Origin of the sequence: Streptomyces coeruleoprunus (genome assembly GCF_039542925.1) — a bacterium.
GTDB classification, from domain to species: Bacteria; Actinomycetota; Actinomycetes; order Streptomycetales; family Streptomycetaceae; genus Streptomyces; species Streptomyces coeruleoprunus.
In genome coordinates this window covers 851,214-863,532 of sequence record NZ_BAABIT010000001.1, presented here as the reverse complement: position 1 = coordinate 863,532, position 12,319 = coordinate 851,214, and the positions used below count along the sequence as shown (strand labels likewise).

Annotated in this window: 12 protein-coding genes; 7 read left to right on the top strand and 5 right to left on the bottom strand. The window is 73.7% G+C overall.

The window, feature by feature from the left end; translation table 11 throughout:
- Window positions 1-112: 112 nt before the first annotated feature.
- Window positions 113-361 (top strand): WhiB family transcriptional regulator, encoded by a 249-nt coding sequence (locus ABEB09_RS04045; RefSeq protein WP_345687157.1) that lies wholly within the window; start codon window positions 113-115, stop codon window positions 359-361.
- A 50-nt stretch (window positions 362-411) separates the two neighbouring features.
- Window positions 412-1,767, top strand: coding sequence for an SDR family NAD(P)-dependent oxidoreductase (locus ABEB09_RS04040; RefSeq protein ID WP_345687155.1), 1,356 nt, complete (start codon window positions 412-414; stop codon window positions 1,765-1,767).
- A 13-nt stretch (window positions 1,768-1,780) separates the two neighbouring features.
- Here the strand turns inward: ABEB09_RS04040 and ABEB09_RS04035 are convergent, their stop codons facing one another.
- The 4 genes from ABEB09_RS04035 to ssgD all read right to left on the bottom strand — a co-directional run bounded on the left by ABEB09_RS04035 (window position 1,781) and on the right by ssgD (window position 6,102).
- On the bottom strand, window positions 1,781-2,755 hold the full coding sequence (locus ABEB09_RS04035) for an acyl-ACP desaturase (protein WP_345687153.1): 975 nt from the start codon (window positions 2,753-2,755) through the stop codon (window positions 1,781-1,783).
- Between the two features lie 117 nt (window positions 2,756-2,872).
- A complete protein-coding gene (ddaH, locus tag ABEB09_RS04030) occupies window positions 2,873-3,649 on the bottom strand; it encodes a dimethylargininase (protein ID WP_345687151.1) in 777 nt (258 codons plus the stop codon).
- Window positions 3,650-3,790: 141 nt separating this feature from the next.
- A complete protein-coding gene (locus ABEB09_RS04025) occupies window positions 3,791-5,434 on the bottom strand; it encodes an ATP-binding cassette domain-containing protein (RefSeq protein WP_345687149.1) in 1,644 nt (547 codons plus the stop codon).
- A 251-nt stretch (window positions 5,435-5,685) separates the two neighbouring features.
- Window positions 5,686-6,102, bottom strand: coding sequence for a spore wall synthesis regulator SsgD (ssgD, locus tag ABEB09_RS04020; RefSeq protein WP_345687147.1), 417 nt, complete (start codon window positions 6,100-6,102; stop codon window positions 5,686-5,688).
- A 140-nt stretch (window positions 6,103-6,242) separates the two neighbouring features.
- On the opposite strand from ssgD, the gene ABEB09_RS04015 reads away from it, so the two are divergent.
- From ABEB09_RS04015 to ABEB09_RS04005, 3 genes are all read left to right on the top strand, one after another.
- Complete coding sequence (locus ABEB09_RS04015; protein ID WP_345687145.1) at window positions 6,243-7,346, top strand: beta propeller repeat protein; 1,104 nt, start codon at window positions 6,243-6,245, stop codon at window positions 7,344-7,346.
- Window positions 7,347-7,462: 116 nt separating this feature from the next.
- Complete coding sequence (locus tag ABEB09_RS04010) at window positions 7,463-8,152, top strand: endonuclease V (protein ID WP_345687143.1); 690 nt, start codon at window positions 7,463-7,465, stop codon at window positions 8,150-8,152.
- Window positions 8,149-8,526, top strand: coding sequence for a VOC family protein (locus ABEB09_RS04005; RefSeq protein ID WP_345687141.1), 378 nt, complete (start codon window positions 8,149-8,151; stop codon window positions 8,524-8,526). Before ABEB09_RS04010 ends, ABEB09_RS04005 begins: the two co-directional genes overlap by 4 nt.
- Window positions 8,527-8,621: 95 nt before the next feature.
- On the opposite strand, the gene ABEB09_RS04000 is transcribed toward ABEB09_RS04005, so the two are convergent.
- Window positions 8,622-9,815 (bottom strand): saccharopine dehydrogenase family protein, encoded by a 1,194-nt coding sequence (locus ABEB09_RS04000; protein WP_345687139.1) that lies wholly within the window; start codon window positions 9,813-9,815, stop codon window positions 8,622-8,624.
- Window positions 9,816-10,020: 205 nt separating this feature from the next.
- Between ABEB09_RS04000 and ABEB09_RS03995 the strand changes: the two genes are divergently transcribed.
- Together ABEB09_RS03995 and ABEB09_RS03990 are read left to right on the top strand one after the other, a co-directional pair.
- On the top strand, window positions 10,021-11,169 hold the full coding sequence (locus ABEB09_RS03995) for a CaiB/BaiF CoA transferase family protein (protein ID WP_345687137.1): 1,149 nt from the start codon (window positions 10,021-10,023) through the stop codon (window positions 11,167-11,169).
- On the top strand, window positions 11,166-12,308 hold the full coding sequence (locus ABEB09_RS03990) for an acyl-CoA dehydrogenase family protein (RefSeq protein WP_345687136.1): 1,143 nt from the start codon (window positions 11,166-11,168) through the stop codon (window positions 12,306-12,308). Before ABEB09_RS03995 ends, ABEB09_RS03990 begins: the two co-directional genes overlap by 4 nt.
- The last annotated feature ends 11 nt before the right edge of the window (window positions 12,309-12,319 follow it).

The window sequence follows — 12,319 nt, the reverse complement described above, 5'->3', positions numbered from 1 at the left end:
GGAACCCTTTGCCCGGGCGGGGCGACGGGGACCATCCTGGGTGAGGCTCCGGAGGGCGGGCGTTGATCATTCGTTGAGCGCGTGTTTATCGCCGCCGGGCAGCCTGTGCGGCATGGCGAACCACACCGTGCTCATCGACCCCGAACTCTCCTGGCAGGAGACCGCCCTGTGCGCCCAGACGGGCCCCGAGCTGTTCTTCCCCGAGCCGGGATCCTCCACCCGTGAGGCCAAGCTCCTCTGCGGGCTCTGCGAGATCCGGGAGGCGTGCCTGGAGTACGCGCTCGCGCACGACGAGCGGTTCGGGGTGTGGGGCGGGCTGTCCGAGAAGGAGCGGCACGCCCTCAAGCAGGCCCGTCGCTGAACCGATAACCGGATGACCTGCTCAACGGCCTCCCTTAAGATCATGTGCGCATGGGGGACCACACGAACGACCCGGCGGTCACGGACGAGGAGCTGGCGGCGTTCCACCGCACGGTGGGACGGTTGCGCGCCCTTCCGCTGGACGACCCGCGCCGCAAGCGCGGCGAGGAGATCGCCGCGACCTTCGCGCGGGAGAGCCGCAACAAGCGGCGCAAGGCCCAGCGGCAGGCCCGGTCCGATGCGGACGCGGCGCTGACCGCGGCCACCGCGACGGGTGCGACCGACCGGCGCGAGGACGCGCCGCTGGCGCTGCGGCACGGCAGCCCCGGCGAGTTCGCCAAGCCCCGCCACTGCTACGTGTGCAAGGCGGTCTACCGCCGGGCGGACGCCTTCTACCACCGGCTCTGCCCGTCCTGCGCGGCCGACAACGCCGCCCGCCGCTCATCGTCCACCGACCTCTCCGGGCGCCGTGTCCTGCTCACCGGCGGCCGGGTGAAGATCGGCTTCCAACTGGCCCTGATGATGCTGCGCGACGGCGCCGAGCTGCTGGTCACGAGCCGTTTCCCGCAGGACACCCTGCGCCGCTTCCACGCGGCCGAGGGGAGCGAGCGGTGGCGCGACCGGCTCACCGTCGTCGCCGTCGACCTGCGCGACCCGCGCCAGGTCCTCGGCCTGTGCGAGCGGCTGCACGCCGAGGGGCGGCCGCTGGACATCCTCGTCAACAACGCCGCCCAGACGATACGCAGGCCCCCGGAGTCGTACGCGCTGCTCGCCGCCGCCGAGCACGGCGAGCTTCCGGCGGACTCCCGGGTGCTGACCGCACCCGGGTTCCGGCCGTTCGCCGCGCTGCCCGCCGCGGCCGGTGCCCTCGCGCTGGTGCTGGACCAGGAGGCCGACGAGGCCGGGCTGCTCCCGGACCTGCGGGCCCACAACTCCTGGTCCGCGCGGCTCGGCGAGCTGGACCCGGCCGAGCTGCTGGAGACGCAGCTGGTCAACGCGCTCGCCCCCGCGCTGCTCTGCGACCGGCTGCTGCCGCTGCTGCTCGCCTCGCCGCACCCGCGCCGCTATGTCGTCAACGTGACCGCGGTGGAGGGCCGGTTCGCCGTACGCAACAAGACGTCCGGCCATCCGCACACCAACATGGCGAAGGCCGCGCTCAACATGCTCACCCGCACGAGCGCCGACGACCTGGCCGCCCGGGGCGTCCACATGTGCAGCGTGGACACCGGCTGGATCACCGACGAGAACCCGGCGCCCCGCAAGGCGCGGATCGCCGCGGCCGGGACGCGTACGCCCCTCGACGTGGTGGACGGCGCGGCCCGGGTGTACGACCCGATCGTGCGGGGCGAGGCGGGGGACCCCGTGGCGGGGGTGTTCCTCAAGGACTACCGCGAGGCGGCCTGGTGATCCGCGGCGGCGGTCAGCCGGCGGCGCGGGCCGCCATGCGGGCCTTGCGCGCGGCGAGCCGCTCGTCGAACTTCGTCGCCTCCGCGTCGAGCCCGTTCATGTAGAGGCCCAGCTCCTCCTGCGCCTTGAGGCCCTCGGGGCCGAGGCCGTCGATGTCCAGGACCTTCAGGAAGCGCAGGACCGGCTGGAGCACGTCGTCGTGGTGGATGCGCAGGTTGTAGATCTCGCCGATCGCCATCTGCGCGGCCGCCCGCTCGAAGCCCGGGATGCCGTGGCCGGGCATGCGGAAGTCGACGACGACGTCGCGGACGGCCTGCATGGTCAGGTCGGGCGCGATCTGGAAGGCCGCGCCCAGCAGGTTGCGGTAGAAGACCATGTGCAGGTTCTCGTCGGTGGCGATGCGCGCCAGCATGCGGTCGCAGACCGGGTCGCCCGACTGGTGGCCGGTGTTGCGGTGCGAGATCCGGGTCGCCAGCTCCTGGAACGCCACGTACGCCACGGAGTGCAGCATCGAGTGCCGGTTGTCCGACTCGAAGCCCTCGCTCATGTGGGACATCCGGAACTGCTCCAGCTTGTCCGGGTCCACCGCGCGCGAGGCCAGCAGATAGTCGCGCATGACGATGCCGTGCCGGCCCTCCTCGGCGGTCCAGCGGTGCACCCAGGTGCCCCAGGCGCCGTCCCGGCCGAAGAGGGTCGCGATCTCGTGGTGGTAGCTCGGCAGGTTGTCCTCGGTCAGCAGGTTGACGACCAGGGCGATCTTGCCGATGTCGGTCACCTTGGACTGCTCCGGCGACCACTCCTCGCCGTCCTCGAAGAACCCCGGGAAGTTCCGGCCGTCCGACCAGGGCACGTACTCGTGCGGCATCCAGTCCTTGACGACCTTGAGATGGCGGTTGAGCTCCTTCTCGACGACCTCTTCCAGCGCGTACAGCAGCCGGGCATCGGTCCACTCCGCCGGACTGCCGAGGTGAGGAGAGGTGAGGGTCACGGGGGCTCCTGGGAAAAGCGATCATTACCTACGGGTTCGTAGGTTACGAGACCGTAGGTTAAGCAGCTCGTAAGGTCCCAGCCAAGCCCGTTCGGAGCAATGCCCGGTTACGTTCGGTTATGTGTAGAGGTCGCGCAGACGCACCGAGAGGCATGTCACGCAGCCCTCGAGCTTCTCGAACTCGCTGATGTCGACCACTACCGGTGAGTAGCCCAAATCCGTGAAGAGCCGTGCCGACTTGGGGGCGCTCGCCGCCATCAGCAGCTTCCCGTCGCCGAGCAGGACGACGTGGCCGCCCGCCTCCTCCGGCACCGGCAGGAAGCGCGGGAACACCGACGGCGACTCGACGACCGGCTCGTACCCGATGACCGTGCCGTCCGGCAGGGCCGTCACCGCCGACTTCAGGTGCAGCACCCGGCTCACCGGCACCGCGACGACCCGGGCGCCCAGCGGCTCGAACGCGGCCCGCAGCTGCCGGACGCCCGAGGCGTTGGTCCGGCCGCCCTGTCCCACGTACACGGTGTCGCCGATCTTCAGCACGTCGCCGCCGTCGAGCGTGCCCGGGTCCCACACGCGGTTCACCGAGCACCCCATCCGCGCCAGGGCCTCCTCGACCGCCGCCGTCTCCGCCCGCCGGGACTCGGCGCCGGAGCGGGCGATCAGCGCGACGTTGCGGAACACCACCACCGTGTCCTCGACGAACACGGCGTCCGGGCAGTCGTCGGCCGGCGGCGCCTCGACGGTCTCCCAGCCGTGCTCGCGCAGCGCGGTGACGTACGCCTCCCACTGCTCCAGCGCGAGTCCCGGGTCGACCGGGACCCGCTCGACATGGGTGACGAGGCCCTCGGCGAGACGCGGGCCGGGGCGGCGGACGAGGGCTCTTCTGCTGGACACGGGCACCTCACGGGGTAGGTCGGCAACACCGATCGGACGACGACTACCCCGATTCCTCCGCCGCCGTGCACGATCACGCCGGCGGCAGGCCGCTCAGCCCGGCGGCGGGGTCCCCCGGATCCCGCCGCCGGCCGTCGTCCGTCACGCCGGCGGCAGGCCCTCGTGGACCTCGTCCGCCGTGACCGTGCGCAGCCCGTCGCCGTCCAGCAGCACCCAGCGCGTGATGCCGACGGACTCCAGGAACGGCACGTCGTGGCCCGCCACGATCAGGGCGCCCTCGTACGACTCCAGCGCGCCCACCAGGCTGCGGACGCTCGCCGCGTCCAGGTTGTTCGTCGGCTCGTCCAGCATCAGCAGCTGCGGAGCCGGCTCGGCGAGGAGCAGCGCGGCCAGCGTCGCCCGGAAGCGCTCGCCGCCCGACAGGGTCCCGGCCGGCCGGTCCGCCTTCGCGCCCCGGAACAGGAAGCGCGCCAGACGCGCCCGGATCCGGTTCGGCGTGGCCTCGGGTGCGAAGCGGGCGACGTTCTCGACGACGGTCAGCCCGTCGTCGAGGACGTCCAGCCGCTGCGGCAGGAATCGCAGCGGAACCCGCGCCACCGCCTCGCCCGCCACGGGCGCCAGCTCCCCGGCGACCGTGCGCAGCAGCGTGGACTTGCCCGCCCCGTTGCGCCCGATGAGCGCGATCCGCTCGGGGCCGCGCACCTCGAACTCTCCCTTCATGGCGGTCCCGTGGCGGAGCGTCAGGTCACGCAGCAGCAGTACGCCCCGGCCGGGCGGCACGGCGGTGTGCGGCAGGTCGACCCGGATGTCGTCGTCGTCCCGTACCGCCTCCACCGCCTCGTCCAGCCGCTCGCGCGCCTCCGTGAGCCGCTGCGTGTGGAGGTGGCGCTGCTTGCCGGCCGACACCTGCGCCGCGCGTTTGCGGGCGCCGGCGACGATGGGCGGCATGGCCTTGTTCTCGGCGGCCTTGCGCCCGTACCGGGCCCGCCGTGCCGATTTCACCTGGGAGTCGACCAGTTCGCGCCGCTGCCGCTGGACGTCGGCCTCGGCGGCCCGCAGCGTGCGCTCGGCCGCCTCCTGTTCGGCGGCGACCGCCCGCTCGTACGCCGAGTACGGGCCGCCGTACCACGTCACCTCGCCGTCGCGCAGCTCGGCGATCCGGTCGACCCGCTCCAGCAGCTCCCGGTCGTGGCTGACCACGACGAGGACGCCGGACCAGGCGTCGACCGCCGCGTACAGCCGGCGCCGCGCGTAGAGGTCGAGGTTGTTCGTCGGCTCGTCCAGCAGCAGCACGGCGGGCCGGGCCAGCAGCAGCGCGGCGAGCCGCAGCAGCACGCACTCGCCGCCGGAGACCTCCCCGATCGTCCGGTCGAGGCCGATGTGGGCGAGGCCGAGCTGGTCGAGCGTGGCGAGCGCCCGCTCCTCGACGTCCCAGTCGTCGCCGATGGCGGTGAAGTACTCCTCGCGGACGTCGCCCGCCTCGACGGCAAGCAGCGCGGCGCGCGTGGCGGCGATGCCGAGCGCCTCGTCGACCCGCAGCGCGGTGTCGAGCGTGGCGTCCTGCGGCAGGTAGCCCACGTCACCCGCCGCGCGTACGGTGCCGGACGCCGGGGTCAGCTCCCCGGCGAGCAGCTTCACCAGGGTCGACTTGCCGGATCCGTTGCGGCCCACGAGCCCGGTCCTGCCGGGGCCGACGGCCAGCTGGAGACCGGAGAGCACCTGGGTGCCGTCGGGCCAGGAGAAGGACAGGGCGGAACACGTCAGGGCAGGGGAAGAGGTGGACATACGGGTCTCCCGGTTGCGTGAGAAGGAAAAACGGCAACGGTGAGACACCGACGGTGCGGCGAGGAGGGCGGGACGGCCGGACAGCTCGTACGCCGAGGTCGCACACGGCACGCACAGCGGGCGAAAAGGCTGTACGGCGCGGTGTCTCAAGACCTCAGACGAGCAATGTCCTACTCCGATCGACGGGGATGTGCCGGAGAAGACGCTAGGGCGAACCGGTGGCCGCCGCAACGGAATTACGGAGGCGTGCCTCAGCGGGCGTCGCGCAGTAGCGCGGCCAGGTCGCCGTCCAGGTCCAGGAAGAGGTGCTCGCATCCGGCGGGCACCAGGTTCTGCACCCGCTTGAGGAAGCGGCGCACCTCGGCTGTCCGGATGTGGACCATCGCGATGCCCTCCGGGGCGTGGAACTCCACGACCGTGCGGTCCATGCCGAAGGGCCGTACGCGGACGTCGCCCAGGCCGGCCGGCGCCTCCAGACCGGCGGCCAACAGCTCGCGCGAGAACTCCCACGACACCTCGACGCCCTCCAGGGTGGCCGGGGCGGGGAAGGCCATCCGTACGGCGAACGGGTCGTCGCAGTCGTAGCGCAGTGTGGCCGGAACGGTATCCATGCAGGGCGCGGACGCGACGAGGCGGGCCTCCACAGCCTGCTCGATGACGGTGGACAAGTCCTGCTCCCTCGTTGGTCTGCCTTTCACGGGGGAGGACGACGAATCGGGGTGGGGCGTGCACTACCCCTTCGTGTGACCTGCATCACATTCGGAGGCGCCCTGGACGGCGTGTGAGGGGTCGGCTACGTTCGCGCGCCATGACAGCCAAGGGGAAGACGAGACGGACGGTCGCGCAGGTTCTCTGCGGGGCGGTGGTGGCCACGGTGGCGTTCGCCACGAGCCCGGCGCGGGCGGCGGAGGGGGACCGCGAGGCGGCCCGCGGCCTCGGGTGGCGGCTCACCGATACCGGCACGCAGGTGCGGTTCCGGGGGCTGGCCGCGGTGAGCCGCGACGCGGCCTGGGTGGCCGGCTCCCGGGGCACCGTGCTGCGCACCTCCGACGGGGGCCGCAGCTGGCGGAACGTATCGCCGCCGGACGCGGCCGGGCTGGAGTTCCGGGACGTCGAGGCGTTCGACGAGCGGCGCGCCGTGGTGCTGGCCATCGGCGAGGGCGAGGCGTCCCGGATCTACCGCACCCAGGACGGCGGCGCGACCTGGACCGAGTCGTTCCGCAACCCCGACCCGCGGGCCTTCTACGACTGCGTGACCTTCTTCGACAGCCGCCACGGCCTCGCCATGAGCGACCCCGTGGACGGCCGCTTCCGCATCCTGTCCACCGCCGACGGCGGCCGTACCTGGCGCGTGCTGCCCGACACCGGCATGCCGGAGGCGCTGCCCGGCGAGGCGGGCTTCGCCGCGAGCGGCCAGTGCCTGGTGACCTCCGGACCCAAGGACGTCTGGCTCGCCACGGGAGGGGGCGCGGCCGGCCGCGTCCTGCACTCCGGCGACCGGGGCCTGACGTGGACGGCCGCCGAATCGGGCCTCCCCGCCGGGGAGCCCGCCCGGGGCGTCTTCGGGCTCGCCTTCCGCGACCGCGCCCACGGCATCGCGGTCGGCGGCGACTACCGGGCCGGACAGCCGTCGCCCGTCGCCGCGGGGGTGACCCGCGACGGCGGCCACGCCTGGCGCCCGGCCGGTACGCCACCACCCGCGTACCGCTCGGGCGTGGCCTGGCTGCCGCACTCCCGCTCGGCGGCGCTCGCCGTCGGCCCGACGGGCACGGACCTCACCACGGACGGCGGCCACACCTGGCGCACGATCGACCCGGGCTCGTACGACACCGTGGACTGCACCCGCGACTTCGGCTGCTGGGCATCGGGCGAGAAGGGAAGGGTGTCCCGGCTGGAGCCGCGACGGGAGTGAGCCGGGCGGCTCGGCGCCGAGATCAGCCCTCCGGCGCTGCGGGGGCCGGGAGTTCGGGGCGCGGGCCTCACCGCGCTCGTGGTCGGCCACCAGGCCGGCCGTAAGGTGGCGGCACTATGACGATCAATCGCACGCCCGCCGACTGGCCCGCCGACGAGAAGGAGGCCCTGGCCGTTCAGGACGCGCTGCGCGGCCGTGTCGTCCTGGACGAGGCCGGGCCGCCGCCCGGCACCGGCCTCGTGACCGGTGTCGACGTGGCCTACGACGACGACCGCGACCTCGTCGCCGCGGCCGCCGTGGTCCTGGACGCCCGGACCCTCGACGTCGTCGAGGAGGCCACCGCCGTCGGGCGCGTCTCCTTCCCGTACGTCCCCGGCCTGCTGGCGTTCCGGGAGCTGCCGACCGTCCTCGCCGCGCTCGACTCCCTGACCAGCGGCCCGGGCCTGGTCGTCTGCGACGGCTACGGCCGGGCGCACCCGCGCCGCTTCGGACTCGCCAGCCATCTCGGGGTCCTCACGGGACTGCCGGTGATCGGCGTCGCCAAGAATCCGTTCACGTTCACGTACGAGCAGCCGGGCGAGCGGCGAGGAGCCTCCGCTCCGCTGCTCGCCGGCGAGGAGGAGGTCGGCCGCGCGCTGCGCACCCGCGACGGTGTCAAGCCGGTCTTCGTCTCCGTGGGCCACCGCGTCACCCTCGACAACGCCTGTGCGCATACGCTGGCCCTGACACCCCGTTACCGACTGCCCGAGACGACCCGGCACGCGGACTCCCTGTGCCGGCAGGCCCTCCAGGAGGCAAGCGCGTGATCGGCCGCCTTCAGTGCGTCGTGCTGGACTGCCCCGAACCCCTGTCGCTGGCCGGGTTCTACCGCGAACTCGTCGGGGGCGAGGTGAACCGTGCCGACCCCCGCTGGTCCCTCCACGACGACTGGGCGACGCTCCACCTGGACGACGGGCGGGTGCTCGCCTTCCAACGCGTCGAGAGCCACCGGCCGCCCCGCTGGCCCGATCCCGAGGCGCCCCAGCAGTTCCACCTGGACGTCGGCGTGGCCGACCTGGCCCGGGCGTGCGACGCGGCGGTCGCGCTGGGGGCGACGGTCCTCGACGAGGGCGGCCCGTCCCGCGGCTGGACGGTCTGCGCGGACCCGGCGGGCCACCCGTTCTGCCTCGTACGGGAGTAGCGGGGGCGCGGCCCGGGCGCCCCGCGTCCGGCCGTACTGCGCCCCGGCCCTACCGTGGTCCGCGCCCCGCGCCCCGCGCCGTACCGCGCCCCGGCTCAGTGCTCGGCGGCCACGCGGAAGCGGATCCCCGCCGCGGTCAGCCGGTCCAGCAGCGCGTCGCCCATCGCGACGGCCGTCGTGACCTGGCCGGACGTGCGGGGCAGGCCCTCGTCGAAGGCGAGGCACAGCGCCGACTCGGCGAGCATCTTCGCCGTCTCGTCGTAGCCCGGGTCGCCGCCCGACACCTCCGTGTACACCCGGCGCCCGCCGCCCTCGCCGACGAAGCGCACCGTGAACCAGCTGCGGCTCCTGCGCCCGGCGTCGGGGCCCTGCCCCGGTTCGTAACGCTCCATCAGCCATCGCCGGACCGGCGGGAACTGCGCCGCCACGGCGCCCGCCCCAACCGCGGCCACCCCGCCCAGCGCCACCGGCAGGGACCGCACGGCCGCGTAGTGGCGGTAGCGGAAGTCCGGGCCGTACAGCGGCAGGGCCGCCGCCGAACGCGCCACGACCCGCGGGTCCAGCGTCGGCAGTGGCAGCGCCCAGGCGCCGGTCTCCGCACTGAACCGCGGCCCGCCCAGCGGCGCCCGTGCCCGCCGGCCGACCTGCCGAGGCTCGTGCAGCCGCCGTTGGTGGGCCGCCGCCCTCATGTGCCGGCCGCGGCCCAGCGCGGTGAGCGCCGAGGCGAAGGTGCCGCCCGAGAAGAACGCGTTGGAGCGGACGAACCCGTCGACCCGCAGCGGCACGTCCCTGGGCAGCTGGCGCACCGTGAAGTACACGCCCAGGTCGTGGGGGACGGAGTCGAAGCCGCACGCGTGGACCAGCCGCGCCCCCGTCTCCCGGGCGCGCGCGTCATGGCGTACGTACATCAGGTCCACGAACTCCGGCTCCCCGGTCAGGTCCAGATAGTCCGTGCCCTCCTCCGCGCACGCGGCGACCAGCGGCTCGCCGTACCAGATGTACGGGCCGACGGTGCTCGCCACCACCCGCGCCGAACGCGCCAGCTCCCGCAGCGCCCCGGCGTCGGCGGCGTCCGCCTCCAGCAGCGGCAGCTTCACGCAGTGCGGGTGCTCCGCGGCCAGCCGGTCCCGCAGCGCCTCCAGCTTCTCCCGGCTGCGCCCGGCGAGCGCCCAGCGGCAGTGCGCGGGCGCGTGCGCGGCGAGATACCGGGCGGTCAGCTCCCCGACGAATCCGGTCGCCCCGAAAAGTACGAGGTCGTGCGCCCGCTCCGGGCCGTCCCGCCTGTCCATCCGCCCTCCGCCGCTCCGCCGTGCGCTGTTGTCGGAGGCAGAGGCTAGCGCGCGCCGCCGGCGACGCTCGCCGGGGTGCCCCCGCGGGGGCTTGTGCACCGTGGAACACGTTCTTAACATCGTCACTGTTACAGCAATGGTGTCACAGTCGGAGGAGTCCAGGGCTCGGAGAGTCGAGGACCCACCGTCGCGACGAAGGAGCCGGATGACAGGCACCGGGACAGGCCCGCTCGCCGGGGTACGGGTCGTCGAACTGGCGGGCATCGGGCCCGGCCCGTTCGCCGCCATGCTGCTCGCCGACCTCGGCGCCGACGTCGTGCGCGTCGACCGGCCCGGCGGCGCCGGCCTCGGCATCGACCCGGCGTACGACCTCACCAACCGCAACAAGCGCTCGGTCCTCGTCGACCTCAAGTCCGCCGAGGGGCCCGGCCAGGTCCTCGACCTCGTCGCCCGCGCCGACGTCCTCATCGAGGGCTACCGCCCCGGCGTCGCCGAACGCCTCGGCGTCGGACCCCGCGACTGCCTCGCGCGCAACCCGAAGCTCGTCTACGGGCGGATGACCGGCTGGGGCCAGGAGGGCCCGCTCGCCCGCCGCGCCGGCCACGACATCGCGTACATCGCGCTGACCGGCACCCTCTCCATGATCGGCACGCCGGACGCGCCGCCCGCCGTCCCCGCGAACCTCCTCGGCGACTACGCCGGCGGCTCCCTCTACCTGGTCGTCGGCGTCCTCGCCGCGCTCCACCACGCCCGCGCCGAGGGAGGCACCGGCCAGGTCGTCGACGCCGCGATCACCGACGGCGCCGCCCACCTCTCCACGATGATCCACGGCATGCTCGCCGCCGGCGGCTGGCAGGACCGGCGCGGGGTCAACCTGCTCGACGGCGGCTGCCCCTTCTACGGCACCTACGAGACCTCCGACGGGCGCCACATGGCGGTCGGCGCGCTGGAGCGGCAGTTCTACGACGAGTTCATGCGGCTCCTCGGCCTCGCCGACCTGGCGCCCGCCCGCGACGACCTCGCCCGCTGGGGCGAGCTGCGCGACGCCGTCGCCGCCCGCTTCAAGGAGCGCACCCGCGACGAGTGGACGGCCGTGTTCGAGGGCTCCGACGCCTGCGTGGCCCCCGTCCTGTCGCTGCGCGAGGCGCCCGCGCACCCGCACCTCGCCGCCCGCGGCACGTTCACCGACCATGGCGGCCTCACCCAGCCCGCGCCCGCGCCGCGGTTCTCCGCGACGCCGGGCTCCGTGCGCCGCCCGCCCGCGCGGCCCGGCGCCGACGCCGCCGAGGTCGCCCGCGACTGGGGCGTGCCCAGTGTCCAGCAGCAGCACCCCGACGGCAGGAGGCCCAGTTGAAGCGCCGCATCTTCAGCCCCGAGCACGAGGCGTTCCGCGACACCGTCCGCACCTTCCTGGCCAAGGAGGTCCTGCCGCACTACGAGCGGTGGGAGAAGGACGGCATCGTGTCGCGCGAGGTCTGGCGCGCCGCCGGCCGCCAGGGGCTGCTCGGCCTCGCCGTACCCGAGGAGTACGGGGGCGGCGGCAACGCCGACTTCCGCTACAGCACCGTCCTCGCCGAGGAGTTCGCCCGCGCCGGCACCCCCGGCCTCGCCATCGGCCTCCACAACGACATCATCGGCCCCTACCTCACCCACCTCGGCACCGAGGAGCAGAAGCGCCGCTGGCTGCCCGGCTTCTGCACCGGCGAGACGATCACCGCGATCGCCATGACCGAACCCGGCGCCGGATCCGACCTCCAGGGCATCCGCACCGCCGCCGAGGACAAGGGCGACCACTGGCTGCTCAACGGCTCCAAGACCTTCATCTCCAACGGCATCCTCGCCGACCTGGTGATCGTCGTCGCGAAGACCACCCCCGAGGGCGGCGCCCACGGGCTGTCCCTCCTCGTCGTCGAACGCGGCACGCCCGGCTTCGAACGCGGCCGCAACCTCGACAAGATCGGCCAGAAGTCCCAGGACACCGCCGAGCTGTTCTTCCACGACGTCCGCGTCCCCAAGGAGAACCTGCTCGGCGCACGCGACGGCGCCTTCGTGCACCTGATGACCCACCTCGCCCAGGAGCGCATGGCCATCGCGGTCGCCGCCATCGCCGGCGCCGAGCACCTGCTGGAGATCACCACCGCGTACGTCAAGGAACGCGAGGCGTTCGGCCGGCCCCTCGGCAGGCTGCAGCACATCCGCTTCGAGATCGCCGAGATGGCCACCGAATGCGCCGTCACCCGAGCCTTCCTGGACCGCTGCATCGAGGACCACGCCGCCGGAGAACTCGACGCCGCCCACGCCTCCATGGCCAAGTGGTGGGCCACCGAACTGCAGAAGCGCGTCGCCGACCGCTGTCTCCAGCTGCACGGCGGCTACGGCTACATGGCCGAATACCCCGTCGCCCGCGCGTTCACCGACGGCCGGATCCAGACCATCTACGGCGGCACCACCGAGATCATGAAGGAGATCATCGGCCGTTCGCTGCTCGGCTGAGCCGGCCGCGC

What these genes read in the sequence shown, in the direction of transcription:
- ABEB09_RS04045 (WP_345687157.1), top strand. Translation starts at nt 113, where the DNA reads ATGGCGAACCACACCGTGCTCATCGACCCCGAACTCTCCTGGCAGGAG.
- ABEB09_RS04040 (WP_345687155.1), top strand. Translation starts at nt 412, where the DNA reads ATGGGGGACCACACGAACGACCCGGCGGTCACGGACGAGGAGCTGGCG.
- ABEB09_RS04025 (WP_345687149.1), bottom strand. Translation starts at nt 5,434, where the DNA reads ATGTCCACCTCTTCCCCTGCCCTGACGTGTTCCGCCCTGTCCTTCTCC.
- ABEB09_RS04015 (WP_345687145.1), top strand. Translation starts at nt 6,243, where the DNA reads ATGACAGCCAAGGGGAAGACGAGACGGACGGTCGCGCAGGTTCTCTGC.
- ABEB09_RS04010 (WP_345687143.1), top strand. Translation starts at nt 7,463, where the DNA reads ATGACGATCAATCGCACGCCCGCCGACTGGCCCGCCGACGAGAAGGAG.
- ABEB09_RS04000 (WP_345687139.1), bottom strand. Translation starts at nt 9,815, where the DNA reads ATGGACAGGCGGGACGGCCCGGAGCGGGCGCACGACCTCGTACTTTTC.
- ABEB09_RS03995 (WP_345687137.1), top strand. Translation starts at nt 10,021, where the DNA reads ATGACAGGCACCGGGACAGGCCCGCTCGCCGGGGTACGGGTCGTCGAA.